Raw genomic sequence first — 25,826 nt, forward strand, 5'->3', positions numbered from 1 at the left:
GGCAGCATCGTGCCACCATCGGGAGGCCGGGGCCATGCCCATGACGGATCGGGCAGCTCAGTCCTCCGCTCGTACGTGCACTCAGTCCTCCGCTCGTACGTGCACTCAGTCCTCCGCGCGCACGTGCACGACATCGCCCGCGCTGAGCGTGTACCGCTCGCCGCCGGACTCCACCTGCAGATGGCCCGAGCCGTCGACCCCGGTCGCGAGCCCGGTCAGCGCCTGCCCGCCCGGCAGCTCCACCCTGACCCGGCGGCCCACCGTGGCGCTGACCGCCAGGTACGCCGCGCGCAGGCCGGAGGCGTCGGCGTCGCCCTTGGCCTCGCCCCACTCGCGGTAGTGGATCTCGACCTCCCTGAGCACAGCGCGCAGCAGCGGGTCGCGGTCGAGGCAGGCGCCCTCCGCGATGCTCAGCGACGTGGCCGTCTCGGTGGGCAGCTCGTCGGGACGCAGCGTCACGTTCAGGCCCATGCCGATGACGACGGCGTCGTCCACCCGCTCGGCCAGCACGCCGGCCAGCTTGCGCTCGCCGATCAGCAGGTCGTTGGGCCACTTGAGGCCCACCTCGACCTCCGCCAGCCGGCGCACGGCGGAGGCGGCAGCGACGCCGTACAGCAGCGACAGCCAGCCCTGCGCGAGCGGCGGCGCCTCGGGCCGCAGCAGGATCGAGAACGTGAGCCCCGATCGGGGCGGCGCCGACCAGGTGCGGCCCAGCCGCCCGCGGCCCGCCTGCTGCGCCTCCGCGATCAGCACCGTGCCCTCCGGCGCGCCGTCCCTGGCGGCCTGGGCCAGGTCGGCGTTGGTGGAGCCGGTGCTGTCGACGACGGTGACAGCCGTCCACAGCGAGCCGGGGCGGACCAGTGCCCGGTTGAGCGCCGCCTCGGACAGCGGAGGGCGGTCGAGGTCGGAGTAGCGTGAGTCGGCCATCCCCCCATCTTCCCTGATGGCAGGCTCCATGGAGGGGAGGAGGCAAGATGGTGGGGTGAGCGAGCGCCCCGGGCCGACCACCCGGATCAGAGTCACGGAGCTGTCCGGCCCGTCCGTCCGGCAGCGGCGCGACGACCTGGCCACGGAGGAGCCGCTGGAGATCCGCCTCACCGCGCCCGACGGCACGCGCAGGACCGTGGCCATCACCATGCGCACGCCGGGCCACGACTTCGAGCTGGCCGCCGGGTTCCTGCACGGCGAGGGGCTGGCGCGGCACGGCGACATCGCCTCGATCGCGTACTGCACCGACGAGGACCTGCCGCCCGAGGCCCGCTACAACACGGTCACGGTGCGCCTGCGCGTCCCGGTGCCCGAGCTGCCCGCCCTCGACCGGCACTTCCTGACCTCCAGCGCCTGCGGCGTCTGCGGCTCGGCGAGCCTCGACGCGCTGCGCGACCGGTGCGCGCCCGTCCCGTCCGGCTCGCTCAAGCTCACCCCCGACCTGCTGTACGGGCTGCCGGACGCGTTGCGCGCGGCCCAGGGCGTGTTCGGCAAGACGGGCGGCCTGCACGCCGCGGGGCTGTTCTCCTCCGACGGCGCCCTGGCGGCGGTCCGGGAGGACGTGGGCCGTCACAACGCGGTGGACAAGCTCGTCGGCTGGTCGTCCATGGCGGGGCGGCTGCCGCTGTCGGAGCACGTGCTCATGGTGAGCGGACGGGCCAGCTACGAGATCATGCAGAAGGCGCTGGCGGCGGGCATCCCGGTGGTGTGCGCGGTGTCGGCGCCGTCGTCGCTGGCGGTGGAGCTGGCCAGGGAGTTCGGGCTGACGCTGGTGGGCTTCCTGCGCGGGGAGCGCTGCAACGTGTACGCGGGCGCGGAAAGGATCACCGGCTAACAGTGGAATGAAGCATTCCGTTCTGCTATTCTGGGAACAGAACGAAACATTCCGTTCCTCTCGGAGGTCAGACCATGAGCACCATCTCCCCCTTCCGCGTCGAGATCCCCCAGGCCGACCTCGACGACCTCCAGGCCCGCCTCCGCCTGACCCGCTTCGCCGACGAGATCCCCGGCGCCGACCAGGGCGTCGGCGTCGAGCGGGTCAAGCGCCTGGTCGCCCACTGGCGCGAGAGCTTCGACTGGCGCGCCGTCGAGGCCACCCTCAACGCCCACCCGCAGTTCACCACCGAGATCGACGGGCAGAACATTCACTTCCTGCACGTCCGCTCCGACAACCCCGACGCGCTCGCCCTCATCCTCACCCACGGCTGGCCCGGCTCCATCGCCGAGTACCTGCGCGCCATCGAGCCCCTGTCGCGCCACTTCCACCTGGTCATCCCGTCCCTGCCCGGCTACGGCTTCTCCGGCCCGACCCGCGAGCTCGGCTGGAACAACCTGCGCATCGCCAAGGCCTGGGCCGAGCTGATGGCCCGCCTCGGCTACGAGCGCTACGGCGCCGTCGGCAACGACGCCGGCTCGATGGTCTCCCCCGAGATCGGCAGGATCGACCCCGAGCACGTCGTCGGCGTGCACGTCACCCAGCTCTTCTCCTTCCCCTCGGGCGACCCGGCCGAGTTCGCCGAGCTGAGCGAGGAGGAGCAGGCGGGGCTGGCGGTGCTCGACTGGTTCTGGAAGGAGAAGGGCGCGTTCAACGTGCTGCAGTCACAGCAGCCGCAGACCCTCGCCCACGCCATCACCGACTCCCCCGCCGGGCTGATCGGCTGGCTGGCCCAGCTCCTCGACGACGACCTCGACGACGACTTCGTCGTGACCCACGCGGCCATCTACTGGTTCACCGGCACCGCCGCCTCGGCGCTGCGCCTGTACTGGGAGAACGCCCGCGCCGAGCACCCCAAGGAGCCGACGACCGTGCCCACGGCGCTGGCCATGGGCGAGGGCGACTTCAAGTCGATCCGCCGCTTCGCCGACCGCGACCACGCCAGGATCGTCTCCTGGAAGACCCTCCCGGCCCCGGCCCGCGGCCACTACACGGCCCACACCGCCACGCAGGCGCTCACCTCGGACGTCATCGCCTTCTTCCAGAGCCTGTAGACCACAAGTCGAGTGCCGGATCAGCGAGGGCTTCGACCACCTCCGGGCCGTCCAGGACGAGCTCGGCCCGCGGGTGGTGGCGGACTCGCAGCATCGTGTAGAGCACGTCGATGAAGGGCTGGTCGAACAGGGACTTCGCCAGCCGGTCCGCCCTGATGGCGTCGCCCGCCTGGAGCAGCCTTCTGCGGTCGCGTAAGACGGAGCACATGCAGTCGAAGGCGGCGATCCGGGCGTTCACCAGATCCTGGCGGTTGAGGCCGAAGACATCGATCGTGACCGTGCCCCGGCGTGTCAGCGCCGTCCGCGTCGAGGGGGAAACGGTCACGCTTCTCGTGGCTGTTGCAGTGGGAGCAGGCCAGGAAGTGGTTGAGCCAGTCGAAGGCTCGCAGCGGCGCCTCAGCGAGGGGTTCGAAGTGGTCGATGTCCGCGCTCAAGTGGTCGCCGCAGTACATGCAGGACTTGATGCCCACCACCATGCTGGCGAGCTGCGAGCGCACCTGCTGCTGGATGGTCCTGGCCGCCTTCCACCTGGCCCGGGCCAGCTTCGTGCCCGCCGCGTCCGCACGCAGCTTCTCGGTGGCGACGCGCAGGCACTCCCCCAGCGCTGCGGGCGGTGCGTGGCGGTGGACGCGGATCACGAGGACTCCACGATGCGCGCGGCGACCTCGCTCACCCTAGTCGTCATGGTGCTCTTGAGCTGCTCGCGCAGGATCCGGTACTCCTGCTCCTCTTCGGGGGTCGCGCGGTTGCCCATGATCGCCCGTTCCAGCACGACGAGCCGGTGCCGGCTTCGCTCCGCCTCGTCCGAGTAGAGCGAGTCCACGCCGAAGAGGTCGGTGAGCAACGCGTCGTCGCCGCTGCCGTTGACGATCCGCCGGTAAAGGTCCTCCTCGACCACTCTGGGTGGTGCGTCCTCATCCAGCCCCGCCAGCCGGATCAGGCCGCCTGGGTCGGCGCTCTGGCAGACGTACGGGCTGTGGGAGGTCACGATGAACTGGATCCGCGGGAAGTGCTCGGTCAGCCAGCCGCCGATCTTCTTCTGCCAGCTCACGTGAAGATGCGCGTCGATCTCGTCGATGAGCACCACTCCGGGCGCGTCCACCGTGGTCCCGCTCGCTCCGGTCATGGGGTAGACGTGATCGATCCTGCGCACCAGGTCGAGAACGAGCGCCGTGACCGTGCGGTAGCCGTCGCTCAGTTCGCGCAACGCCATGGACCGGCCATCTCTGGTCACCCAGAGGCCGTCGCTGTCGACGTCCTCGATCCGGAAGCCATCGGGCAGCAACCCGTCGTTGAGCAGCCCGAGCACGAACCGCAGCAGGTCCGTCGCGCCCGGCCGATCCTCCAAACGCCGCAGATGGAGCTCGATCAGCCAGCTCACGCACTCGGCCAGCGAGGCGTCCTCGTGGAACAGACTCGCCAGGTGGGAGACGCGTCCGGTGCTCTGCATGAGACGCCGGCTGTCCATCGAGCCTCCGGACAACCGGCGGAAGGGCCCGTATCCGGCGACGAACCAGCCGTGGGGCTTGCTCCTCCACATCTCCTTCATCGCCTGACCGGCGACGACCACCTCATCGGCCTCGCTGGACCAACGCATCTCGGCGACGTGAGCTCCGTTCGTCGACTCCCTGTCCCAGGCCGGGTCGGAGAGCACCTCCGCTGCCACGAGCCCTTCCTCCGCGCCAACGGACAGCCAGCCGGGGAAGCCTGGGACGAGATTCTGGGCGACGGAGGGCCCGCACACCGCCATCGCGATCGCACGCAGCAGCGTCGTCTTCCCGGACCCGTTGCGTCCCGCCAGGACGGTCCATCCGGCGTGCGAGCCATCCGGCCGGGTCAGCCGCAGATCAACTGAGCGTTTCCCGGAGAATCCACGGATGCCGGAGACCTCGATCCTGCTGACGTACATGGATGCCTCCGAGTCGGGCCGGTCTCACTCGAAGCCATCATGCCAAGAGCGGGAGGCGGCGCATGGCCACCTCCCGCTCTCCCGCTCGAAGCCGAACCTCAGCCGGTGTTCTGCAGGCCCGCCGCCACCCCGTTCACCGAAAGCAGCAGCAGCGTGGAGAGCCGGTCGCGCTCCTGGTCCGACAGGGTCTCTGTGCGCAGCGCGCGCAAGGCCCGCAACTGCAGGTGCGACAGCGCGTCCACGTACGGGTCGCGGAGCTGGACGGCGCGGGAGAGCACCTTGCGGTTCTCCAGCAGCCGCGTGTGCCCCGTGACCCGCAGCACCAGCTCCCGCGTCCTGTCGTACTCCTCCATCACCTGCTGGGCGAAGTCCTCTCTGCCGCCCAGCGCCAGGTAGCGCTTGGCGATGGAGCGGTCGGTCTTGGCCAGCGACATCTCGGCGTTGTCCAGCATCACGTTGAACAGCGGCCATTCCGCGTACGCAGCCCGCAGCTCGTCGAGGGAGTCGACGGCGGCCAGGCCGGTGCCGAGGCCGTACCAGCCGGGGAGGTTGACGCGGGTCTGGGCCCAGGCGAAGACCCAGGGGATGGCGCGCAGGTCGTCGAGGGAGCGGGGGGCGCCCAGGCCGCGGCGGGCCGGGCGGGAGCCGAGGCGGAGGGTGCCGATCTCCTCCAGGGGGCTGACCAGGCCGAACCACTCGGGGAAGCCGGGGGCTTCCGTGAGTGCGCGGTAGGCCTGCTCGGAGGCCGTGGCCACCTGCTCCGCCAGGCCGCGGAAGCGTTCGGCGGCGGTCGCGGTGCGGGCGCCGACGGTGGGCGAGGAGGCCAGCAGGACGGCGTTGGCCACCTGCTCCAGGTGGCGGCGGGCGATGGCGATGTGGCCGTAGCGGGCGAAGATGACCTCGCCCTGCTCGGTGACCTTGAAGCGGCCCGCGACCGAGCCGGGGGCCTGGGCGAGGACCGCGCGGTTGGCCGGGCCGCCGCCGCGGCCGAGCGCGCCGCCGCGGCCGTGGAACATGCGCAGCTGGACGTCGTGCTCGGCGGCCCAGGTGGTCAGCTCCTCCTGCGCCTCGTAGAGGCGGAGCGTGGCGGCGGCGGGGCCGAGCTCCTTGGCCGAGTCGGAGTAGCCGAGCATGATCTCCATCCGCCGGCCGGTGTCGGCCAGCCGCCGCTGCACCTCGGGGATGTCGAGCATGCCGGACAGCACCAGCGGCGAGTTGGCCAGGTCCTGGCCCGACTCGAACAGCGGCACCACGTCGAGCACCGGCGCGCGGTCGCCGAGCGCGTGCCTGGCCAGCTCGTACACCGCCGCGATGTCTTCGGCGGAGCGGGTGAAGGAGACGACGTAGCGGGAGCAGGCGGTGACGCCGAAGCGCTCCTGGATCCAGCCGATCACCCGGATCGTGGCCAGGACCTCCTCGGTGCGCTCCGACAGCTCGCCGCCGGCCCGCAGCTCCTCCAGAGCGGCGGCGTGCACCTGCGAGTGCTGGCGCACCTCCAGCTCGGCCAGGTGGAAGCCGAACGTCTCCACCTGCCAGATGAGGTGCTGCAGCTCCCCGTACGCCTGCCGCGGCGCCGAGGCGGCCAGCGACTCCTGGGCCAGCCGCAGGTCGGCCAGCAGCTCGGCGGGCGAACGGTAGGCCAGGTCGGCGTCGCGGCGGCGGGTGGCGGCGATGCGCGCGCCCGCGAACAGCAGCCACTGCCGGTGCGGCTCCCGCGGCGAGCGGGTGGCCAGCTCGGACACCACGTCGGGGTGCGCGTCCACGGCCGTCGCCAGCGCGGTCTTGAGCGCCGGCGAGCAGGGCGCGAACTGGGCGGACTCGGTGAGCGTGCGGGCGATGCGCGTGCAGGCGGTCTCCAGGGCCGTCAGCACGTGCTCGGACTGGATCTGGATGGTCTCGCGGGTGACCTTGGAGGTCACGTTGGGGTTGCCGTCGCGGTCGCCGCCGATCCAGCTCCCGTACCGGATGAAGGGTCTGGCCAGCGGCGGACGGGTGCCGGTGCGCTCGTCGAGCGCGGCGTCGAGCGAGCGGTAGACCTGCGGCACCATGCGGAACAGCGTCTCGTCGAAGGCGGCCATGGCTGTGCGCACCTCGTCGAGCGGGTCCAGCTTGGTGGAGCGGAGCTGGGCCGTCCGCCACAGGGTGTCGATCTCCTCCAGCATGCGCCGCTTGCTCTCGGCGCGCTCGGAGGCGCCGCGGCCGGGCGCGTTGTACTCGGTGAGCTGGCCGCTGATGCGCTGGATCGCGGTGACGACGGCGCGCCTGCGCGCCTCCGTCGGGTGCGCGGTGAGCACCGGATGCAGCTCCAGGCCCTCCAGCAGTTCGGTGACGCGCTCGTGCCCGAGCTCGTGCACGGCCTGTGCCAGCGACTCGCGCTGCACCCTGCCCTCGGCGTCCCGCTCCCGCAGGGTGCGGATGCGGTAATGCTCCTCGGCCAGGTTGGCCAGGTGGAAGTAACAGGTGAACGCGCGGGCCACGGCCACGGCCCGCTCGATCTCCCATCCGGCGACCATCTCGGTGATCACGTCAGCCGAGATCTCGCCTCTGCGTGCCGCGATGACGGCTTTGCGCAAACGTTCGACGTCGGCCAGCAGGTCCTCGCCACCCTGTTCGGCGAGCACCTGGCCGAGCAGTTTGCCCAGCAGACGCACATCGTGGCGTAGCTCGTCCGGCATCTCGGTTACGGCGGCACTGCGACGCTCGAGCCCCTGGTCAATCATGTTTCGAAGGGTATCGACTCGATTCGGGACGACGTAGACCGGTCTCAGTTATTGGACTAGACCACTGGTCAGGTGGGCTTCGAGACGGCCGCGAGCAGCTCGGGGGTGCGGGCGAAGCCGATGCGGGCGGCCAGCCGCCGGCCGAGCACCTCGGCCAGCAGACCGTAGAGCGGCGCCAGGGCGGACACCCACAGGAGCCCGAACAGGAGCGGCACCACGAACGGCAGCACGAGCAGCCCGATGCCGACCGTGGCGCCCATCGCGGAGGCGAACGCCAGCCCGCCCTGGCCCGGCGCGGCGCCGCTGAAGGCGTTCATCCGCTCGGGCGCCGTGTACGGCAGCACCACGCTCGTCACGGAGCCGACGCCGAGGCCGACCCCGAGCGCGCCCCAGCCGGTCAGCATGCCGGGCACGATCGCGCCCGGCTGGCCGGTGAGCAGGCCGGTCACGACCGCGATCACGGCGATCACGGGCACCGCGATCAGGGCGTTGGCCAGGTGACGGCCCGCCAGGTCGACCTTCAGGCCGCGCTCCGACCCGAAGGCGACGGCGTTCATCCACAGCGACCGGCCGTCGATGCCGAACGCGTTGATCGACTGCAGTGCGATCATCAGGGCGCCCATGCAGGACAGGGTGATCGGCAGCCCTGCGCCCGATCCGGCCGTCCTGGTCAGGGAGAACGACAGCACGACCGTCACCAGGATCGCGCTGAACCAGCCCACCCGGTAGCGGGGGTCGCGCCTGATGTACTTCAGCTCCTTGGTCACCACCGCGGCCAGCGGCCCGTCCGGCAGGAACCGGTCGGCGAGGCCGATCTCCCTGCGCACGGAGGCGGCCTGGGTGGAGACGTCCGGCGTGACCAGGGCGCGCGCGAGCGCCTTGATCCACAGCCAGGCCAGCGCCACGGTGAACAGCGCCACCAGCACCACCTCGGCCAGCCCGATCAGGCCGCCGTCGGCGATGGCGTGGGCCAGCATGCCGGGCGGCGACCAGCGCAGCACGCCCGCCATCGCGTGCAACATCGTGGTGGGATCGCCGAAGCCGCCGTTCATCAGCAGGTTGGGCAGTTGCGCGAGCAGCACCACGAGCAGCGCGGCCACCGCGAGCACGTCGCGCCCGCGCCGGGTGCGCAGCGCGCTCGACAGCGCGGTGGTGATCAGCCGGGACGCCACCACGCACAGCGCGAACTGCACCAGCACCGCCGGCACCCCGAGCAGCCAGCCGCCGGCGCTGGAGGCCAGCCCGACCAGGGCGCCGAACGTCACGATCAGCATCGCCGCCGGCCAGGCGCCCGTGACGGAGGCGGTGAACAGGCCGATCGCCAGCCGCCGCGTGCCCAGCGGGAACAGCGACAGCTTGGCCGGGTCGAGCGTGTCGTCCAGGCCGAACGCCATCAGCGGTACGACCATCCAGCCGAACAGGAACGCGGCGAACGCCATGATGACCAGCGAGGCCGCGATGTCCGGGGGCGCCAGCCGCAGCAGGCTCATCAGGAAGAAGCCCAGCACGGCCAGGCCGGCGGCGGCCAGGAGGGTGAAGACGAAGCCGAGCTTGCGCTGGAGGTCGCCGCGCAGGTTTCCCGCCATCAGGCGCAGCTTGAGCTGGGCGAAGAGGGCGACGGTGGTCATGGGGAGGCCTGCTGCTGGGCGTCGCCTGGCGCTTGTTCGCGCGCTCTGCCGCCGAGCCAGCCCAGGCCCTGCTCGCCGCCCTGGGGCGCGCCGCCGACCAGTTCGAGGAACGCCTGGTTGAGTGAGGGACGATCACCGCGTACGTCCGCCAGCGCCCCCTGCGCCACGATGTGCCCCGCGCTCATCACCGACACCCAGTCGCACAGCCGCTCCACCAGGTCCATCACGTGGCTGGAGAAGATGACGGTGGAGCCTGAGGCGGTGAAGCGCCGTAACACCTCGGTGAGCGTGTTCGCGCTGACGGGGTCGACGCCTTCGAACGGCTCGTCGAGGAAGAGCACGGACGGGTTGTGCAGCAGCGCCGCGGCCAGGCCGATCTTCTTGCGCATGCCGGTGGAGTAGTCGACGACGAGCTTGTCGGCGGCGTCGGCCAGGTCCATCACGGCCAGCAGCTCGGCCGCGCGCTGCTCGACGTCCGCCTTGGGCAGGCCGCGCAGCCTGCCGTTGTAGAGGAGCAGCTCGCGCCCCGACAGCCGCTCGAACAGCCGCAGCCCCTCGGGCAACACGCCGATGCGCGCCTTCACCTCGACGGGGTCGCGCCAGACGTGGAACCCGTCCACCTCGGCGGAGCCCCCGTCGGGACGCAGCAGCCCGGTGATCATGCTCAGGGTGGTCGTCTTGCCTGCTCCGTTGGGCCCGACCAGGCCGGCGAAGCTCCCGGCGGGGACCACGAGGTCCACCCCCGCGACGGCGATCTGCTGCCCGTAGCGCTTGAACAGGGCGTGCGTGCGAACCGCGTCCGACATGGCTTCACTCTAGGAGGAGGACTAGCCTTGCGCGCATGAGCACTGCGGAGGCGATGCCGGAGGAGCCGGATATCCACACCACCGCCGGGAAGATCGCCGACCTGGAGCGGCGACTCGACGAGGCCGTGCATGCGGGCTCGTCGGCGGCGGTGGACAAGCAGCACGCCAAGGGCAAGATGACGGCCAGGGAGCGGGTGCTGGCGCTGCTGGACGAGGGCTCGTTCGTGGAGTTCGACGAGTTCGCCAGGCACAGGTCCACTATGTTCGGAATGGAAGAGCGCCGGCCGTACGGCGACGGCGTGATCACCGGGCACGGCACGGTCGACGGCCGCCAGGTGTGCGTGTTCTCGCAGGACGTGACGGTGTTCGGCGGCTCGCTCGGCGAGGTGTACGGCGAGAAGATCGTCAAGGTGCTCGATCTGGCGATCAAGACCGGCTGCCCGATCATCGGCATCAACGAGGGTGGCGGCGCGCGCATCCAGGAGGGTGTGGTCGCGCTCGGCCTGTACGCGGAGATCTTCAAGCGCAACGTGCACGCCTCCGGCGTGATCCCGCAGATCTCGCTCATCATGGGCGCGGCGGCCGGCGGCCACGTCTACTCCCCCGCGCTGACCGACTTCGTGGTGATGGTGGACCAGACGTCGCAGATGTTCATCACGGGTCCCGACGTGATCAAGACGGTGACCGGCGAGGAGGTCACGTTCGAGGAGCTCGGCGGGGCCCGCACGCACAACACCAAGTCGGGGGTGGCGCACTACCAGGCGGCCGACGAGGAGGACGCGCTCGAGTACGTCAAGGCGCTGCTGTCGTACCTGCCGTCGAACAACCTGGACGAGGCTCCGGCGTACGAACCGGCCGCCGATCTCGACCCGGATCCCGACCTGGACGAGGTGATCCCCGACTCGCCGAACCAGCCGTACGACATGCACCGGGTGATCGAGCACGTGCTGGACGACGGGGAGTTCCTGGAGGTCCACGCGCTGTTCGCGCCGAACGTGGTGGTCGGGTACGGCCGGGTGGACGGCCAGCCGGTGGGCGTGGTGGCCAACCAGCCCATGCATTTCGCGGGATGTCTGGATATCAACGCATCCGAGAAGGCCGCCCGATTTATTCGAACATGTGATGCGTTTAATATTCCGATCCTGACTTTTGTTGATGTACCGGGTTTCCTTCCCGGCACCGATCAGGAATGGAACGGAATCATCCGCCGCGGGGCCAAGCTCCTGTACGCCTACGCCGAGGCGACCGTCCCGCTCATCACCGTCATCACCCGCAAGGCGTACGGCGGCGCGTACGACGTCATGGGCTCCAAGCACCTCGGCGCGGACGTCAACCTGGCCTGGCCCACCGCGCAGATCGCCGTCATGGGCGCGCAGGGCGCGGTCAACATCCTGCACCGGCGCAGGCTCGCCGCAGCCGCCGACCCCGAGGCCGAGCGGGCCGCCCTCGTCACCGAGTACGAGGACACGTTGGCCAACCCGTACATCGCGGCGGAGCGCGGCTATGTGGACGCGGTGATCCGGCCATCCGAAACCCGGCCCCAGGTTGTCAGGGCGCTGCGGGCACTCAGGAACAAGCGGATGACGCTGCCGCCCAAGAAGCATGGGAACATTCCGCTGTGACGACTGACCTGCGCATTGTCCGGGGCGACGCCACGCCTGAGGAGATCGCCGCGCTGGCGGCCGTCCTGGCGTCCCGGCGCGCCGAACGGCAGGCGCCACCCGCACCGGGAAGACAAACGTGGCGAAACCCGGCTAGAGCTATGCGTAAGCCTGTGGCGCCAGGGAAGTCGGCATGGCGGATGAGCGCACTACCCTAGATAGATCCTGGGAATCGGGTGTCAAGTTCCCCGGGAGTTGGGACTATCTAGAGAAAGTAGGCGTATATAGTCGGCCGATCAACTAACACCGCGGCCTGGAGGACGACATGGCCATCCCAGACCTCATGCCGCATCCTGTGGCAGCCAAGTACGCCGTCCTAGTGGATGTCGGTTATCTGTACGCTGCGGCAGGCGAAGTGCTGCTCGGCGCGAAGGAGCGCAAGGAATATCGGGTGGCCGCCGATGAGCTCATCCAGAGTCTACAGAAACATGCAGAGGAACGCATTTCGGGCGAACTTCTGCGGATCTATTGGTATGACGCAGCCCGTGATCGCGTGCCTACCGTCGACCAGCGTGTCATCGCTCAGCTTCCGTGGGTCAAGGTGCGACTCGGCAACCTGAACGCCCGTGGCCAGCAGAAGGGTGTGGACGCACAGATCCGGAGCGATCTGGAGGCACTGGCCAGGCATCATGCGGTCACTGACACGATCCTGCTGGCCGGTGACGAGGACATGGTCCCGGCGGTGGAGGCGGCGCAGGCGTACGGGGTGCGCATCCACCTGTGGGGCGTCGAACCGCCGTACGGCACCAACCAGGCCGAACGGCTGGTGTGGGAGTCCGACACCGTCGAAGTGATCAGCGCCGATTTCCTAAGACCGTTTTTCAGCCGCGCTCCCCAGCCCGTCCCCGTCACCCCACCCGCCGCCGCGCCCTCGCCCGCCCAGGTCTTCGCCGGGCGCGCCCCCGTCAAACCGCACGCCAAACCGGGCCAGGTCGCCAAACTCGGGCCGAGCAGACCTCGGGTGGAGGACGTGGGTGAGCATGTCGCGCAGAAGTGGATACTGACGCGCGGGCGCGACAACATCCGCGATCTGCTTCCCGGGCCGATCCTGCCCACCGTCATCGACACCGAGCTGCTGATCGAGGCCGAGAAGGAGCTCGGGCACTCGTTGCGGCCCTACCCGGAGGCGCGGGTCTGGCTGCGCGACGGCTTCTGGGCCAGGGTCTACCGGGAGTTCGACCTGGGGGTGGGCGTCTCCTCCAAGTAGCCGCCCCGGCGGGCTGACGGTGGTGTCTGATTTCCGCCAGTCAGTCCCCTTGGGGAGCGCATACTGTCGGAGGCATGTCACCAGTAGAGCTCGACTTCGACTCCTGTTACCGGGCCGTCTCCGCCAGAGACGCCCGGTTCGACGGGCGCTTCTACACGGCGGTGACCACCACCCGCATCTACTGCCGGCCGATCTGCCCCGCCCGCACCCCGTCCGCGCGCAACGTGCGCTTCTACCGGCACGCGGCCTCGGCGGAGGCCGCCGGGTTCCGCCCCTGCAAGCGCTGCCGCCCCGAACTGTCCCCCGGCGACCCCGGCTGGGACGTGCGCGGCGACCTCATCGGACGGGCGCTGCGGCTCATCGACGACGGCGCGGCCGACGAGCAGGGCGTCGCCGGGCTCGCCCAGCGGCTGCACATCACCGAACGGCACCTGCACCGGCTGTTCGTGGCCGAACTGGGCGTCGGACCGCTGGCGGTGGCGCGGACCAAGCGGCTGCTGCTGGCCAAGCAGCTTCTGACCGAGACGGGGCTGCCGGTGACCGAGGTGGCGTTCGCGGCCGGGTTCGGGAGTGTGCGGCAGTTCAACGCGACCATGCGGGAGACGTACGGGTTCACGCCCAGCGAACTGCGCGCCACGGCGGGGCCGCGAGCGGTGGTGGCCAACGGGAAGGCGCCGGCCGGGAAAGCGACGGCCGGGACGGCGGCGGCCGGGGTCGGCGCGATCACGCCGGCCGGGACGGCGGCGGCCGGGGTCGGCGCGATCACGCCGGCCGGGACGGCGGCGGCCGGGGTCGGCGCGATCACCGCCGGACCCGACGGGGTGGTGGCGGGTGGGGGTGCGACGTTGCGGCTGCGGCTGCACCGGCGGGAGCCGTACGACGCGGAGGGCGTGCTCGCCTTCCTGACCTCCCGCGCCATCCCCGGCCTGGAGGCGGCCGACCACACGTCCTACACCAGGGCGGTGCCAGGCGGCACGATCACCCTCACCCCCAGACGCGACCACATCGCCCTGGACGTGACCGTAGACGACACCCGCCAGCTCGCCCGCCTGGTGGCCCGCTGCCGCCGTCTCCTGGACCTGGACGCCGACCCCGACGCCATCACTGAGGTCCTCGGCCAGACCTCGCTCTCCCCGCTGGTCGCGGCCAGGCCAGGGTTGCGGGTGCCGGGGGCGTTCGACGGGTTCGAACTGGCCGTACGCGCGGTCGTCGGCCAGCAGATCTCGGTGGCGGGCGCCCGCACGCTGCTCGGCCGCATCGTCGCCAAGGCCGCCGCGCCCGGCGGGCTCTTCCCTGCCCCGGCCCAACTGCTGGACACCGACCTGACCGGTCTGGGCCTGACCAACCGCCGGATCGACACCCTCAAGGACCTCGCCGCCCGCCTGACGGAGGGTCAGATCGACCTGGACGGCGGGCAGGACCCGGCCGAAGCGGTGGCGGCGCTGCTGGAGGTTCGCGGCATCGGCCCGTGGACGGCCAGCTACATCGCGCTGCGGGCGCTGCGTGACCCGGACGCGTGGCCCACGGGCGACCTCGTCCTGAACAAGCGCATGGCCGCCCTCGGCATCCCTCACGACCACATCGAGCGGTGGCGCCCGTGGCGGGCGTACGCCGCCCTGCACCTCTGGAGCTCCTCATGATCGCTGCCCAGCTCGTTGCGACGCCGGTGGGGCCGCTGGCCCTGCTCACCCGCGAGGGAGTGCTGGTCGCGGCCGGCTTCACCGCCGACCCGACGGAGATGTTCGTCCGGCTCACACCCGCGCTGCAGGCCGAGGGGCTGGAGGTCGTCCCCGACGTCGGCCTGGCCGCCGAGGCCACCCGCGCCTACTTCGACGGCGACCTGCACGCGCTGGACGCCGTCCCCGTCTCGCAGCCCGGCTCGCCCACGCGCAAGCGGCTGCACGCGGCGTTGCGGGAGGTGAAGGCGGGGACGACCGTTTCCTACGCGGAGCTGGCGGAGCGGGCGGGGCTGCCGAAGACGGCGGCCCGGGTGGCGGGGTCGGCCTGTTCGCAGAACCTGATCGCGCCGTTCGTGCCCTGTCATCGGGTGTTGCCCAGCTCGGGGGGATATGGCGGGTACTACTACGGCGTACCGGTGAAAGAGTGGCTGATCGCCTACGAAAGTGGAGGAATCGTTAACTCCCTGTAACGTACCCACTGCTCTAGGTAACGTCTCTGCCCATGGCAGTGACTTTAGAACATGAGTACCTCATCGAGCTCGTCCGCAACCGCCCGTCCCTGGTCCCGTTTCTGTTGACGGAGATGGGCATCGCCGTACCGGCCTTCGACCAGACGTCGCTGGGCAACACCGACTTCACCGACTGCCGGCCGACCGAGTATCGCGCCGACTCGGTGGTCGTCATGGCCCGGAGCGGGGAAACGGTGAACGCGGTGGTGCTGGAGATCCAGCGGGCACCCGACGAGCAGAAACATTGGTCCTGGCCGGTCTACCTGAGCACGCTGCGGGCACGTACCAAGTGCCCGGTACTGCTCGTGGTCTTCTGCCAGGACGCCGCGACAGCCAGGAACTGCGCCAAAGCCATCGACATGGGGCATCCCGGGTGGGTGCTGGTACCCATCGTCGTGGGCCCGGAGGAGGTGCCGCAGATCATCGACACGACACAGGCCGCCGCCAACTCCGAGCTCATCACCCTCTCTGTGATCGTGCACAGCACCCACGCGTCCGAGCTCCGAGACAAGATCGTGCAAACGTACGTCCAGGCCATAGCCGAGAGCCCGGAGGATCGGCCAAGCTATATTGAGCTGGTACTCAGCTCGGTGCCCCGGTCCGTCGCCAAGAAGATCTACGAGGAGCTGAAGATGACCGTGGACCACGACTACCTCAAGACCTTCGACTTCGTCCGCGAGTGGGTCGAAGTGGGCAAGGCCGAGGGCGAGGCCGAGGCCATCCTCCTGATTTTCGAGCGCCGAGACGTATCCGTACCGCAGGAAGCACGGGAACGCATCCTCGCCTGCACCGACGTGGCGACGCTGAGGACATGGATCAGCAGAGCGATCACAGCCACCACCGCCGACGAGTTGTTCGATTGATCCCCCCGCCATGGCCGGCGCCACGCAAGACGGCCGTAAACCGCGATTACCTCATGACCTTCGACTTCGTCCGCGAGTGGGTCGAAGTGGGCAAGGCGGAAGCCAAGGCGGAAGCCAAGGCGGAAGCCAAGGCGGAGGGCAAGGCTGAGGCCATCCTCCGCTTCCTCGAGAGCCGAAACGTACGCGTGCCGCAGGAAGCACGGGAACGCATCCTCGCCTGCACCGACGAGGCGACGCTGATGACATGGATCAGCAGAGCCGCCACCGTCACCACCGTCGACGAGCTGTTCGACTGATTCACCCCGTCAGGGCTGGCACCACGCCAGCCCTGACGGCGATCAAGCGGGAACCAGCCGCCGCCGGGCCTGCACCCCCGCGACCCCCGCCACACCGAGCCCCACCAGCCCGAGCAGGGCGGCGGTCCAGGCGGGGGCCGTGTAGCCGAGGCCGGCGTCGATGGTCAGGCCGGCCGCGAACGAGCCGATGGCGTTGCCCAGGTTGAAGGCGCCGATGTTGGCGGCCGAGGCCAGGGTCGGGGCGCCTGCCGCCGCGTCGAGAACGCGCGTCTGCAGGGGCGGGACGGTGGCGAAGGCGGCCACGCCGAACAGGGTGATCGTGACGATGAAGGCGATCTGGCTGGACGAGACGAGCGCCACCACGACGGCCAGCAGGGTGAGCAGGCCGACGGAGCCGTAGATGCTGGGCATGACGGCCCGGTCGGCGAGCTTGCCGCCGATGAGGTTTCCGGCGACGAGGCCGACGCCGAACACGGCCATCACCACCGGTACCGCCCCCGGCGAGAAGCCGCCGACGCCGGTCATGATCGGCGCGATGAACGTGATGACGGCGAAGACGGGGGCGAAGCCGAAGACGGTCATGGCCAGCGCCAGCCAGACTCCGGCCGAGCGGAAGGCGGCGAGTTCGCGCAGCAGGCCGCCGCCCGAGGGCCTGGGCTGGCGCGGTACGAGGGCCAGAACGCCCGCGAGGCCGGCCACGCCGATGGCGACCACGACCCAGAACGTGGCGCGCCAGCCGAACGCCTGCCCGATCCACGTGCCCAGCGGCACGCCGAGCACGTTGGCCAGGGTCAGCCCGGTGAACATCAGGGCGATCGCGCTGGCCCGCTTCTGCGGCGCCACCAGGTCGGCGGCCACGACGGAGCCGACGCCGAAGTAGGCGCCGTGCGCGAAGGCCGCCAGCACGCGTCCGATCATGAGCACGCCGTACGAGGGGGCGAGTGCGGACAGCAGGTTGCCCGCGATGAACAGCACCATCAGGGCCAGCAGCATGGTCTTGCGTGACAGGCGCCCGCCGAGCATGGTCAGCGGCGGCCCGCCGACGGCGACGCCGAGGGCGTAGCCGGAGACCAGCAGGCCGGCGGCGGGGATGGTCACGCCGAAGTCCGTGGCCAGATCGGGCAGCAGCCCGTTGATGATGAACTCCGTGGTCCCGATGCCGAAGGCGCTGATCGCGAGGGCGAACAGGGCGAGAGGCATAGAATTCTCCTCAGACGACGTTAGTGAGCGTAGACATTATTTGCACACGCCGACTAACTGACCATACAACCATGCCGGAGGAGGCTGTCCACATGCCCATAGCCGATGACGCCGCCGAGGCGCGCGCCCAGGGCTGGCGCACCCTCGCGGCGCTGCACGCCAAGATCGAGGATCGGCTGGAGAAGGCCCTGCAGAAGGCGCACGGGCTCAGCGTGAGCGAGTACACCGTGCTCGACGTGCTCGCCAGGCAGGACGGCTGGCACATGCGCATGCAGCAGCTCGCCAGGGCCGTGGTGCTCAGCCAGAGCGCGACCACGCGGCTGGTGACGCGGCTGGAGAACCGGGGGCTGCTGCACCGGTACCTGTGCGAGGACGATCGGCGCGGGATCTACTCCGAGGTGACGCCGGCCGGGCGTGAGCTGCTGGAGCAGGCGCAGCCGACGCACGACACCGTGTTGAAGGAGGTGCTGGCCGAGGCCGCGCAGGAGCCTGAGCTGGCCCCGCTAGCCGCCGTTCTGTCCTGACGGCGGGGTGACGTTGCTCTGGATCTCGCCGACGGGCACGTCACGCGAGGTCTCCAGCTCCACCGGGTCGAACTGGAACGGCACCACACCGCCCTGGGCCTGGATGTCCACCGGCCACAGGGTGGTCACGGTCAAGGTGTACTTCTCGCGCGGCTGGTCGATCGACGAGCGCAGGTACCGCACGCCGCACGAGAACTCCGCGCCCTTCGTGTACGGCTTCCCCGCCGCCCCGCAACCGCTCTCGGTGACCTCCGCCCGCTCACGCGTCGTCCCCGGGTCGATCTGGATGTCCTCAAGGGTCGCGACCAGGGTCACGCTCATGACGCCCGGCAGCTCGGCCGTGACGGTGCGGGTCTGCTCGCCGACGCCTTCGAGCCAGACCCAGGTGGGCAGGTTGACGTAGCTCTTGGCGTCGGGGTTCAGCTTGACGGCGGGCTCCGGCACGGTGAGCGCGGCGCGGGCGATCTGCGCGAGCTGCTCGATGGTGAGGCCGGAGGGCGGCGTCGTCCCGGTGGGGACGAAGATGAACTGCTCCAGGTTCGTCCAGCAGGCCACGCCGTTGGGGTCGGCCTCGTTCAGGCCGGGCAGCCACCAGCGGCCGTCCTTGCCGATCTTGTCCTTGAACTGCTGGATGAAGGCCTGGTGGCTCTCCTCGTCGATCCGCGCCCTGTTCGCCGCGTCGCGGCCCTCGCTGCGCTGGCGGAGCATCTCCTCCGGGGTGGGGCCAGGCTCGTACCAGCACGGTTGCGGGATGCGGTAGCCGTCGCCGCTGCCGCGGACGTCGCCGCTGACCCTGATGCTGGTGTGTTTCCCCCTCCACCCGACCGTGTTGCCGGTCTGCTCCTTCTCCTGGGTCGTGTTGTCGCCGGGGCCGGGGATGGGGTCGAGGAGCAGCGGTGCCACGAGCAGAGCCGCTAGCCAGGCTTTCATCGGGTGCATCTCTCTCTGGAGGGAACGTAGGTCCTGATGCGCCACACCCCGTCGTCGCCTCGGCGGGCGGCCACGCTCTGGCCGTAGGGGGTGCGCAACCACTCGGGCTGGGGGCTGACGGCCTTTCCCGTACGGGTGGAGACCATCCGGACCCCTGATTCGTCCACACAGGCGTCGATCTGAGCGCCTTTGCCCACGCGTGCGCTGACGCGCAGGTTGTACAGCCGTCCGACGCCGCGCATCGACCACTGCTCGTCGGCGAACGACTGCACCCACTTCGTCGCCTGCACGGCGGCGTCGAGCTCCATGCCGTCCTTGTAGACGCGCTCGTTCTCCGCGACGGCTCTGCGGGTGCCGACGTACTGGTCGACCATGACCTTCAGCAGCGGGTCGGGGTCCGCGGGCCACTCGATGCGGGCCTTCAGCCCGTCGGCGACCCGGACCAGCGCGGGGCCGGACGACGGCTGCTGCTTGGGGGTGGTGGCCCGCGCGGAGGCCGCCGGCGGCGGGGCGCCCTCCTGGGGACGGTACGGCCGCTCCGCCGCTCCGCAGCCCGCCACGAACAGCAAACCCGCCAAGATGGCCGCACGTTTCATGCCGACGACTCCCTCACCACATGAATGCGCCACGTGGGCAGCAGCTCCTCGATCAGCGCCTCGGTCTCGGGGGCCATCGCCCCGCCGTACGCGTGCGAGGCGGCCCGTCTGGTCAGGCCCTCGACGACGGCGCGCAGGCGTACCGTGTCCTCCGTCGCGTGCGTGGCCCGCAGCAGGTCGCGCCACAGGCCCTCGTCGTCGGGGGCCAGCAGCAGCGCCGCCCGGACGGCGGCCACCGCGGCGTCCGGCTGGCCGTGCGCCAGCCGCAGCTCGCAGAGCTGGTGCGCGGCGTCGGCCACGGCCGCGCTCACGTCGTACTCCAGGTCGTCGGCCGCCAGCCAGGCGTACCTGCCGGGGCCGCGCGCGGCCAGCAGCGGGCCCCTGACCAGGCCGAGCGCCTTCTCCAGCAGGACGGCCCTGGCCGTCGGGTCGTTCTGCGAGCGGCGGACCAGTTCGCGGAACAGCACCCAGTCCGTACGGACGTCGGGCCCCAGCCGCAGCCTGCCCGCCTCGTCGGTGAGCAGGTGGTCCGGCCCCAGCCACTCGGCGATTCTGGCGATCGTGGCGTCCCTGACCATGTCCTGCACGCCGCGCGGCCACAACACGCCGCCGAGCACCACCGGGTGCACACCGCCCACGTGCGTCGCCAGGTACACCAGCAGCTCCGTGGCCAGCTCCATCCGGCCCTCCTCCAGCGGAGGCAGGCCGGCGATCTCGACGGGGCCGAGGATCCTGATCTCGACGGCGGGCGGATGCAGCCCCGCCAGCGGCTCGGCCTCCGGGATCGCCTCGCCCTCCAGGCGGCCCGCGGTGCGGAACAGGTCGATCAGCGCCTGGTAGTGGCGGCGCGGCAGGAGCTGGGCGTCCACCTCGAAGCCCAGCTCGGCGATCCTGGCCCTGCCGTCGTCGCCGATCTGCAGGGTCCACGTGGCGTGCGGGACCTCGCCCGCCACCACGTACCCGGCTGTGTCCCTGCGGGCCAGCAGCGCCAGGCGGCGGGCCTCTTCGTGGGTGGGCGCCACCGCGGACAGCAGGTAGTGGGCGCTGCGCGGGCTGCCGGTGATGCGGCCGGTCAGCACCTCCCTGCGGGGTGCGGCGCTCGCCTCCAGCTCGGGCAGCACCTCGGCCAGGCTGCCCACCGCCCTGACCCGGCCCGGCGCGATGGCGGTCAGCTCGCCGCCGAAGCCGACGAGGGTGATGCGCATGCGGTCGGACCACAGGTTGGTGGCCAGCTCGACGGCCAGGGCGGCCAGGGCGGCGGTGGTCTGGGCGCCGCGCACGTTGATCAGGCCTTGGGCGGCTTCCAGGTCGATCAGGACGCGGCCCGCGGCGTCCGTGCCGATGGAGACCAGCCCGGGATACGGCGCCCCGCCGGGTCGCAGCCCGGCGTCAGGGCCGAGGCCGCTGTCGGGGTGCGGCTCCCCACCGGCGCGCGCATGAGCGTCGGGCTGCGCTGCCCTGACCGGGCGACCGCGCGCGTCGAGCTGCGGCCTGCTGTCCGCGTACGGTGCCCGCCCCGACGGCGTCTGCCCCCCGGACGAGGACGCCCGGCCTTCCTGGTCGCCGGACGAGCGCGCCCGGCCAGCCTGGATCCCGGACGAGGACGCCCACCCCGACGACACCTGGCCGCCGGAAGCAGCGGTCTGGGTCCTGGGGTCGGGCAGGTGGCGGCCCTCGTGGGCGGGCAGCCGCCAGATCTGCCCACCGTCCGCCGCCGTCCAAGGCGCGGGCGGGTCGTCGTCGGCCGGATGAATCCACAGGTCGAGCGACCGCGCCGACAGATGAGCCCCGTACACGACAGGCGGGGTGCGCCGCTGGGCGGCCAGCTCGGCGCCGAGCATGCGCAGCCCGACGTCCAGAATCCGGGCCCCGGGCGCGTCGCTCCCGAGCCGCAGCGCGATCTCGGCCTGGGCGGCGTCGTCGCGTGGCCGGACGATCCGGCGGCCGAACAGCCGCCGCCAGAGCTGCTCCCTGCGCCGCCTGGCCAGCACGATCAGCAGCCCGGCCGCGGCCAGCGAGGCGGCGGCGAGGTACTGGGTCAGGTCGCCGCCCTGCGGCTCGGAGATGACGACGGGCTGCCGGTCCGTTGGCGTCTCGTCCTCCTGGTCGGCCCGCTTGCCCTCCTGCTGGGCGTGCTTGCCTTCCTGCCGGTCGGCGTGCTTGCCCGGCCGCTCCGTCTCCTGTTCGGGCTGGCGGTGCTTGGCCTCGCCCCGCTCGCCTGGCTCGGGCCGGTCCACGTGCGCCCGGCCAGGATGTTCGCGCAGCGTCTGCTCGCGCGCCTGGTCGGCGGGGACGATGTGGACGTTGCGCGCGTCGTCCGGCATGTCGAGCACCCAGCCGGGCCTGATCAGGTCGGCCATCCGCAGGCGGGTGCCGTCGGGCTGCTCCCTGGCCTGGTTGAGCCGGTAGATCTCGGGGTATCGGCGGCCGTCTCCGAGGCACTTCTCCGCGATCTCCCACAGGCTCTCGTGGTGGCGGCCGTGCGGCGGCTGCACCACGTACACCTTCTTGGTCTTGGGCGTCTCCAGCGTCTGCTCGACGAGCGGCGCCGAGTACGCGACCGCCGTCACCGGCGGGGCGGCGGGCGTGGGCGCCAGCTTGACCAGCGGCACCACCATCGCCCCCGCGGTGAACAGCAGCAGCACGGCCGAGACGAGCTTGTTGGCGAGGAACTGCATCCCGCCGGAGAGCGGCACGCGGGCGGGCATGCCGACCCGGCGGACCCCGGCGTACACCTCGACCATGACGCACACGAAGAGCTGGAACCAGGCGCCCCACACCATCAGCACCAGCACGGCCATGATGGTGCTGTAGCCGACCTTGCCGGTCCACACGTCGAGGTCGAGCAGCTCGGGTCTGACGGGCGGGCCGACGTAGCTGAGCAGCGCGTACGGCACGCCGCCCACCAGCGCCACCAGCACGGCCAGCGCCCCGATCCCGGCGAGCACGTCGCCGAAGCTGCGCCTGGCCGGCACGCGTACGGGAACGTGACGTCCGGGTGGACGCGCGGGCTCTCGCGTCGGCATCGCCTCTCCTTTCCCCGGTCCAGGGTCGTGCCTGGTGGTGTCCCGCTTCCATCGAGTGGCGGGATTCGGTCTATCTCGCTTCGGGCGCCGCCGTGGCCTCGCCGGTCATCTCGGAGCCGGGGAAGCCGATCGCGCCGAGGAAGAACGCCTCCCACCGCACCGCCACGGTGACGGTCACGGTGGCCTGGCCCTGGCCGATCGCGCACTCGCCCGACGACACGTCGTCGCCGCCCTGGGCCGCGACGATCTCGTCGGCCCTGGCGCACACCTGCGCCTCGCCGAGCAGCCGCGCCTCCCCCGTCGCGCGGAGGTGGTCCACGTCGAGCTCGTCGGCGCCGGCGCGGGCGGCCTGCTCGGCCACGTCGGCGGCGCGCAGCCGGGCGTTGATCGCGGAGCCGCCGTCCACCAGCAGCCCGGCCAGCAGGAACACGACCACGGAGAACAGCACGGTGAACACCGACATGGAGCCCCGCTCGCCGGCTCTCATTCGACCCTCCTGAACTGCTCGATCGGCACCACCGCCGTGCCCGTGAGCCGCTTGGTGCCGCCGAAGCCGAGGAAGGCCAGGTCCAGCTCGCACGACACCTCGGCCTGCACCTGGCCGCCCTGCTCCCACTCGGAGCCGTCCAGGGTGACCGCGGCCGACTGGCAGCGGCCCTCCAGCACGCTCGTGGTGATGCCCTCCGCCGCGGCCTCCGCGTCGTCGAGCGTGCGCTGCACGGACGCGGCGCGGGCGGCGTCGCGCGCGGCCCCGTTCACCCGTCCCTGCGACTCCACCAGCACCCCGGCGCCGGCCAGGAACATCAGGAACAGCAGGAAGACCGGGGCCAGCATGACGGTCTCCACGGCCATCGAACCCCGCTCGTTCATGCGCAGTCCTCGCCGCCGTTGTCGGGGCGGAAGCACTCGACGGGGCCGCCCGCGGTGGCGGTGATGGTGAACGCGAGGTCGGGCAGCAGCGGGATGACCTGCACGGCGCTGCCGGTCACCGTGACGAAGCGCTCGTCGGGCTCCCTCTCCGAGGTCGTGGCGGTGGCCTCCTGGAGCAGCCGGGGCCCGACGGCCTGGATGATCTCGGTGGCCTTGCCGGTGGCCTCGCCCTGCCAGGCGGCCGAGTCGAACGGGGCGGCCCTGGCCACGCGCGCGCCCTCCCTGGCCGCCGCCTCGGCCACCTCGCGGGCGTGGAACCAGAGGGCGACCTGCACGATGAGCAGCACGGTCGCGAGGATGACCGGCATCAGCAGGGCCAGCTCGATCACTGTCGCGCCGCGCTCGTCCCGAGGCGGCCTGACTCTCACGGCTGGCCGCCGCCCCCACCGCCGTCTCCGCCGCCGCCGAAGGTCTGTTCGAGGTTGCCCTGCTGCTGCTCCACCAGGGTTCTGATCAAGGTGGCCAGGCCGAGCGCGACGCCGGCGATGATCGCGGTGATGATCACCCATTCGACGGCGGAGGCGCCCCTGGTGGGCGCGGTGCGGGCGCGGCGGACGCGCTCGCCCAGGTAGGCGTTCAGATAGACGATCCACGGGTGGTTCATCAGACTCCCAACATTTTCATCGCGGCGGGATAGCTGAGGAAGATCACGAAACCGGCGCAGAGCAGGAGCTGGGCCACCAGCATCGACTGGGAGCGCTCGCCCGCCCGGCCCTCGATCTCGGCCAGCTCACGGCGGCGCAGCGTGGCGGCCCTGGCCGTGAGCGAGGCACGTACTTTGGCGCCGTCGTCGGCCACCAGGCCGAGCGCGGCGGACAGGTCGCGCAGCTCGTCGACGTTGATCTCCTCGCCGAGCTGGCCGAGCGCCTGCCAGGGCGTGATGCCGACGATCCTGGCGCCGCTGAGGGCGTCGCGGATGCGGCCCATCGCCCAGTTGGGCTGCTCGCCGCTGACGGAGACGGCCATCATGAGGGCCTCGGGGACACCCCGGCCGCCCGCCAGGTTCATGGAGACGAGGTCGAGGAAGGCGCCGACGACGTGGCGGAAGTCGCGCCGCTTGGCCGCCGCGTCCCGCTTGACCTGCAAGTCGGGCAGGAAGAAGAAGACGGCGGCGACGAGCACGGCCGTCCAGAACGGGATGGCCAGGGAGACGCCCCACTCCATGAGCACCAGCCAGGCCAGCAGCAGCGGGAAGGCCAGCAGGCCGCTGGCCGCCAGCAGCACCTTGGTGGCCAGGAACGCCTCGAACGAGCGGCCGACCAGGGCCAGGTCCGACTTGACCGACCTGGCCTCCCAGCCGCGCGCGCCGTACAGGGCGGCCAGGCGGGCGCCGAGGCCGCGCCGGAACGCGCTGACCTCCTCGTCGGGCAGCACGAGCTGGATGCGGGGCGCGCCCGTGTCCTCGCGGACGGCGTCGAGCGCGAGCAGCCGCGCCACCAGCCCGGGACGGGCCGGGAACAGCGCCCTCAGCAGCACGAACAGGCCGAGCCCGAGCACGGCGCCGGCAAGCGCGCTCTCAACCATCGCCGCCTCCTCCCATGAGCAGCCGCGTGGGCTTGTCGAACCTGGCCAGCCGCCGCATCCAGGCGAACCCCGCGCCGAACAGCCCCGCGACGACCACCAGGACGGCCTGGCCCAGGTAGCCCTCGTACTCCTTGACGTACTCGGGGTTGAACAGCACGAGGATCCCGGCGAACACCAGCGCCGTGATCACTACGATCTGCACGCTGCGCCTGGTGGCGCGGCGCTCGGCCTCGACGCGGCGGCGCATGTCCAGCTCCTCGCGGGCCGAGACGGCCAGCGCGCCGAGCACGTCGCGCAGGCCGGGGCCGCGCAGCTTGGAGTTGAGTATGAGCGCGGCGACGACCAGGTCGGCCGAGGGGTCGTCGAGCTCGTCGGCGAAGCGGGCCAGCGCCTCCGGCAGCGCCATCCTGGTGTGCAGCCGGTCGATCAGCGCGCGCAGGTGGGGCCTGAGCATGGGCGCGGCGGCTCTGATGGAGGAGGGGATGGCCTGTTCGAGGCCGGCGGCTCCGGCGATCGTGTCGCGCAGCGACTCCGTCCAGGCGGCCAGGCCCTCCAGGCGGCGCATGGCGGCGCGCTCCTCGGCGGCGCCGCCCGCCAGGCCGCGCCAGGCGAACACGAGCAGCACCGTGCCGACCGCCATGACCGGCCAGTGGGTGATGATCAGGACCAGGGTGGCGGCCACCGCCGCGACGGCGCCGCGGGTGGTGAGCGCCTTGACCAGGTTGCTCTTGGGCCGGGTGGGGCGGGGGCGCAGGCCGTACAGGGACAGGAGGAACAGGAACAGGCCGCCGCCCGCGGTCGCGCCGGCGAGCAGCGCCAGCGGGGAGATCGTGATCGGCATG

At 71.4% G+C, this 25,826-nt stretch carries 26 protein-coding genes and 1 pseudogene; 10 read left to right on the forward strand and 17 right to left on the reverse strand.

Annotated elements, in window-relative coordinates:
* Positions 1–105 precede the first annotated feature (105 nt).
* The gene (locus ABD331_RS29840; protein ID WP_344481605.1) at positions 106–927 is read right to left on the reverse strand and encodes a biotin--[acetyl-CoA-carboxylase] ligase; all 822 of its coding nucleotides are present in this window, start codon (positions 925–927) and stop codon (positions 106–108) included.
* A 55-nt stretch (positions 928–982) separates the two neighbouring features.
* On the opposite strand from ABD331_RS29840, the gene fdhD reads away from it, so the two are divergent.
* Both fdhD and ABD331_RS29850 read left to right on the forward strand, forming a co-directional pair.
* Complete coding sequence (fdhD, locus tag ABD331_RS29845; protein ID WP_344481607.1) at positions 983–1,822, forward strand: formate dehydrogenase accessory sulfurtransferase FdhD; 840 nt, start codon at positions 983–985, stop codon at positions 1,820–1,822.
* 74 nt (positions 1,823–1,896) lie between these two features.
* Positions 1,897–2,976, forward strand: coding sequence for an epoxide hydrolase family protein (locus tag ABD331_RS29850; RefSeq protein ID WP_344481610.1), 1,080 nt, complete (start codon positions 1,897–1,899; stop codon positions 2,974–2,976).
* Here the strand turns inward: ABD331_RS29850 and ABD331_RS29855 are convergent.
* The 6 genes and pseudogenes from ABD331_RS29855 to ABD331_RS29875 all read right to left on the reverse strand — a co-directional run bounded on the left by ABD331_RS29855 (position 2,951) and on the right by ABD331_RS29875 (position 10,039).
* A complete protein-coding gene (locus tag ABD331_RS29855; RefSeq protein WP_344481613.1) occupies positions 2,951–3,301 on the reverse strand; it encodes a hypothetical protein in 351 nt (116 codons plus the stop codon). The genes ABD331_RS29850 and ABD331_RS29855 overlap by 26 nt on opposite strands.
* A 61-nt stretch (positions 3,302–3,362) precedes the next feature.
* A pseudogene (locus ABD331_RS61030) lies at positions 3,363–3,452 on the reverse strand (HNH endonuclease); the annotation flags it as partial.
* Positions 3,453–3,610: 158 nt separating this feature from the next.
* The gene (locus tag ABD331_RS29860; RefSeq protein ID WP_344481616.1) at positions 3,611–4,885 is read right to left on the reverse strand and encodes an AAA family ATPase; all 1,275 of its coding nucleotides are present in this window, start codon (positions 4,883–4,885) and stop codon (positions 3,611–3,613) included.
* A 98-nt stretch (positions 4,886–4,983) separates the two neighbouring features.
* Positions 4,984–7,605, reverse strand: coding sequence for a phosphoenolpyruvate carboxylase (locus tag ABD331_RS29865; protein ID WP_344481619.1), 2,622 nt, complete (start codon positions 7,603–7,605; stop codon positions 4,984–4,986).
* Between the two features lie 68 nt (positions 7,606–7,673).
* Positions 7,674–9,233, reverse strand: a complete 1,560-nt coding sequence (locus tag ABD331_RS29870; RefSeq protein ID WP_344481622.1) for a hypothetical protein — start codon at positions 9,231–9,233, stop codon at positions 7,674–7,676.
* Positions 9,230–10,039 carry an ABC transporter ATP-binding protein gene (locus ABD331_RS29875; RefSeq protein WP_344481625.1) on the reverse strand — a complete coding sequence of 270 codons (810 nt, stop codon included), beginning with the start codon at positions 10,037–10,039 and terminating at the stop codon, positions 9,230–9,232. Before ABD331_RS29875 ends, ABD331_RS29870 begins: the two co-directional genes overlap by 4 nt.
* Before the next feature lie 35 nt (positions 10,040–10,074).
* On the opposite strand from ABD331_RS29875, the gene ABD331_RS29880 reads away from it, so the two are divergent.
* The 7 genes from ABD331_RS29880 to ABD331_RS29910 all read left to right on the forward strand — a co-directional run bounded on the left by ABD331_RS29880 (position 10,075) and on the right by ABD331_RS29910 (position 16,254).
* Complete coding sequence (locus ABD331_RS29880) at positions 10,075–11,661, forward strand: acyl-CoA carboxylase subunit beta (RefSeq protein WP_344481627.1); 1,587 nt, start codon at positions 10,075–10,077, stop codon at positions 11,659–11,661.
* The gene (locus ABD331_RS29885) at positions 11,658–11,858 is read left to right on the forward strand and encodes an acyl-CoA carboxylase subunit epsilon (RefSeq protein WP_148438533.1); all 201 of its coding nucleotides are present in this window, start codon (positions 11,658–11,660) and stop codon (positions 11,856–11,858) included. The genes ABD331_RS29880 and ABD331_RS29885 overlap by 4 nt, the downstream gene beginning before the upstream one ends.
* A gap of 107 nt (positions 11,859–11,965) precedes the next feature.
* Positions 11,966–12,907, forward strand: a complete 942-nt coding sequence (locus ABD331_RS29890) for an NYN domain-containing protein (protein WP_125632505.1) — start codon at positions 11,966–11,968, stop codon at positions 12,905–12,907.
* Positions 12,908–12,981: 74 nt separating this feature from the next.
* A complete protein-coding gene (locus tag ABD331_RS29895; RefSeq protein WP_344481633.1) occupies positions 12,982–14,547 on the forward strand; it encodes an AlkA N-terminal domain-containing protein in 1,566 nt (521 codons plus the stop codon).
* Entirely contained in the window at positions 14,544–15,056 is a 513-nt protein-coding gene (locus ABD331_RS29900) for a methylated-DNA--[protein]-cysteine S-methyltransferase (protein ID WP_344481636.1), read from the forward strand. The genes ABD331_RS29895 and ABD331_RS29900 overlap by 4 nt, the downstream gene beginning before the upstream one ends.
* A gap of 32 nt (positions 15,057–15,088) precedes the next feature.
* Positions 15,089–15,958, forward strand: a complete 870-nt coding sequence (locus ABD331_RS29905) for a hypothetical protein (protein ID WP_344481639.1) — start codon at positions 15,089–15,091, stop codon at positions 15,956–15,958.
* 53 nt (positions 15,959–16,011) lie between these two features.
* Positions 16,012–16,254: a hypothetical protein gene (locus tag ABD331_RS29910; protein ID WP_344481641.1), complete on the forward strand. Its 243-nt coding sequence runs from the start codon at positions 16,012–16,014 to the stop codon at positions 16,252–16,254.
* A 42-nt stretch (positions 16,255–16,296) separates the two neighbouring features.
* Here ABD331_RS29910 and ABD331_RS29915 read toward each other — a convergent pair whose 3' ends face one another.
* Positions 16,297–17,454 (reverse strand): MFS transporter, encoded by a 1,158-nt coding sequence (locus ABD331_RS29915; protein WP_344481644.1) that lies wholly within the window; start codon positions 17,452–17,454, stop codon positions 16,297–16,299.
* Positions 17,455–17,546: 92 nt separating this feature from the next.
* On the opposite strand from ABD331_RS29915, the gene ABD331_RS29920 reads away from it, so the two are divergent.
* Positions 17,547–17,978, forward strand: a complete 432-nt coding sequence (locus ABD331_RS29920) for a MarR family winged helix-turn-helix transcriptional regulator (protein WP_344481647.1) — start codon at positions 17,547–17,549, stop codon at positions 17,976–17,978.
* Here the strand turns inward: ABD331_RS29920 and ABD331_RS29925 are convergent.
* The 9 genes from ABD331_RS29925 to ABD331_RS29965 form a co-directional block, all read right to left on the reverse strand.
* Entirely contained in the window at positions 17,958–18,908 is a 951-nt protein-coding gene (locus ABD331_RS29925; RefSeq protein WP_344481650.1) for a hypothetical protein, read from the reverse strand. The genes ABD331_RS29920 and ABD331_RS29925 overlap by 21 nt on opposite strands.
* Positions 18,905–19,504, reverse strand: a complete 600-nt coding sequence (locus ABD331_RS29930) for a hypothetical protein (RefSeq protein ID WP_344481652.1) — start codon at positions 19,502–19,504, stop codon at positions 18,905–18,907. The genes ABD331_RS29925 and ABD331_RS29930 overlap by 4 nt, the downstream gene beginning before the upstream one ends.
* A complete protein-coding gene (locus ABD331_RS29935) occupies positions 19,501–22,530 on the reverse strand; it encodes an AfsR/SARP family transcriptional regulator (protein ID WP_344481655.1) in 3,030 nt (1,009 codons plus the stop codon). The genes ABD331_RS29930 and ABD331_RS29935 overlap by 4 nt, the downstream gene beginning before the upstream one ends.
* Before the next feature lie 70 nt (positions 22,531–22,600).
* Positions 22,601–23,017: a TadE/TadG family type IV pilus assembly protein gene (locus ABD331_RS29940; protein WP_262379997.1), complete on the reverse strand. Its 417-nt coding sequence runs from the start codon at positions 23,015–23,017 to the stop codon at positions 22,601–22,603.
* Complete coding sequence (locus tag ABD331_RS29945) at positions 23,014–23,400, reverse strand: TadE/TadG family type IV pilus assembly protein (protein WP_344481659.1); 387 nt, start codon at positions 23,398–23,400, stop codon at positions 23,014–23,016. The genes ABD331_RS29940 and ABD331_RS29945 overlap by 4 nt, the downstream gene beginning before the upstream one ends.
* Entirely contained in the window at positions 23,397–23,828 is a 432-nt protein-coding gene (locus ABD331_RS29950; RefSeq protein WP_344481662.1) for a TadE/TadG family type IV pilus assembly protein, read from the reverse strand. Before ABD331_RS29950 ends, ABD331_RS29945 begins: the two co-directional genes overlap by 4 nt.
* Positions 23,825–24,064, reverse strand: coding sequence for a hypothetical protein (locus ABD331_RS29955; RefSeq protein ID WP_344481663.1), 240 nt, complete (start codon positions 24,062–24,064; stop codon positions 23,825–23,827). The genes ABD331_RS29950 and ABD331_RS29955 overlap by 4 nt, the downstream gene beginning before the upstream one ends.
* A complete protein-coding gene (locus ABD331_RS29960) occupies positions 24,064–24,984 on the reverse strand; it encodes a type II secretion system F family protein (protein ID WP_344481666.1) in 921 nt (306 codons plus the stop codon). Before ABD331_RS29960 ends, ABD331_RS29955 begins: the two co-directional genes overlap by 1 nt.
* A complete protein-coding gene (locus ABD331_RS29965; RefSeq protein ID WP_344481669.1) occupies positions 24,977–25,825 on the reverse strand; it encodes a type II secretion system F family protein in 849 nt (282 codons plus the stop codon). Before ABD331_RS29965 ends, ABD331_RS29960 begins: the two co-directional genes overlap by 8 nt.
* Position 25,826 lies beyond the last annotated feature (1 nt).

It is taken from the genome of Nonomuraea monospora, from assembly GCF_039531895.1.
Lineage (GTDB): Bacteria > Actinomycetota > Actinomycetes > Streptosporangiales > Streptosporangiaceae > Nonomuraea > Nonomuraea monospora.

Bases quoted from the DNA above. Each gene is read 5' to 3' on its own strand.
- ABD331_RS29840 (WP_344481605.1), bottom strand. From the start codon at position 927: ATGGCCGACTCACGCTACTCCGACCTCGACCGCCCTCCGCTGTCCGAG.
- ABD331_RS29850 (WP_344481610.1), top strand. From the start codon at position 1,897: ATGAGCACCATCTCCCCCTTCCGCGTCGAGATCCCCCAGGCCGACCTC.
- ABD331_RS29860 (WP_344481616.1), bottom strand. From the start codon at position 4,885: ATGTACGTCAGCAGGATCGAGGTCTCCGGCATCCGTGGATTCTCCGGG.
- ABD331_RS29865 (WP_344481619.1), bottom strand. From the start codon at position 7,605: ATGATTGACCAGGGGCTCGAGCGTCGCAGTGCCGCCGTAACCGAGATG.
- ABD331_RS29870 (WP_344481622.1), bottom strand. From the start codon at position 9,233: ATGACCACCGTCGCCCTCTTCGCCCAGCTCAAGCTGCGCCTGATGGCG.
- ABD331_RS29875 (WP_344481625.1), bottom strand. From the start codon at position 10,039: ATGTCGGACGCGGTTCGCACGCACGCCCTGTTCAAGCGCTACGGGCAG.
- ABD331_RS29880 (WP_344481627.1), top strand. From the start codon at position 10,075: ATGAGCACTGCGGAGGCGATGCCGGAGGAGCCGGATATCCACACCACC.
- ABD331_RS29890 (WP_125632505.1), top strand. From the start codon at position 11,966: ATGGCCATCCCAGACCTCATGCCGCATCCTGTGGCAGCCAAGTACGCC.
- ABD331_RS29895 (WP_344481633.1), top strand. From the start codon at position 12,982: ATGTCACCAGTAGAGCTCGACTTCGACTCCTGTTACCGGGCCGTCTCC.
- ABD331_RS29900 (WP_344481636.1), top strand. From the start codon at position 14,544: ATGATCGCTGCCCAGCTCGTTGCGACGCCGGTGGGGCCGCTGGCCCTG.
- ABD331_RS29905 (WP_344481639.1), top strand. From the start codon at position 15,089: ATGGCAGTGACTTTAGAACATGAGTACCTCATCGAGCTCGTCCGCAAC.
- ABD331_RS29910 (WP_344481641.1), top strand. From the start codon at position 16,012: ATGACCTTCGACTTCGTCCGCGAGTGGGTCGAAGTGGGCAAGGCGGAA.
- ABD331_RS29915 (WP_344481644.1), bottom strand. From the start codon at position 17,454: ATGCCTCTCGCCCTGTTCGCCCTCGCGATCAGCGCCTTCGGCATCGGG.
- ABD331_RS29920 (WP_344481647.1), top strand. From the start codon at position 17,547: ATGCCCATAGCCGATGACGCCGCCGAGGCGCGCGCCCAGGGCTGGCGC.
- ABD331_RS29925 (WP_344481650.1), bottom strand. From the start codon at position 18,908: ATGAAAGCCTGGCTAGCGGCTCTGCTCGTGGCACCGCTGCTCCTCGAC.
- ABD331_RS29930 (WP_344481652.1), bottom strand. From the start codon at position 19,504: ATGAAACGTGCGGCCATCTTGGCGGGTTTGCTGTTCGTGGCGGGCTGC.
- ABD331_RS29935 (WP_344481655.1), bottom strand. From the start codon at position 22,530: ATGCCGACGCGAGAGCCCGCGCGTCCACCCGGACGTCACGTTCCCGTA.
- ABD331_RS29940 (WP_262379997.1), bottom strand. From the start codon at position 23,017: ATGAGAGCCGGCGAGCGGGGCTCCATGTCGGTGTTCACCGTGCTGTTC.
- ABD331_RS29945 (WP_344481659.1), bottom strand. From the start codon at position 23,400: ATGAACGAGCGGGGTTCGATGGCCGTGGAGACCGTCATGCTGGCCCCG.
- ABD331_RS29955 (WP_344481663.1), bottom strand. From the start codon at position 24,064: ATGAACCACCCGTGGATCGTCTATCTGAACGCCTACCTGGGCGAGCGC.
- ABD331_RS29960 (WP_344481666.1), bottom strand. From the start codon at position 24,984: ATGGTTGAGAGCGCGCTTGCCGGCGCCGTGCTCGGGCTCGGCCTGTTC.
- ABD331_RS29965 (WP_344481669.1), bottom strand. From the start codon at position 25,825: ATGCCGATCACGATCTCCCCGCTGGCGCTGCTCGCCGGCGCGACCGCG.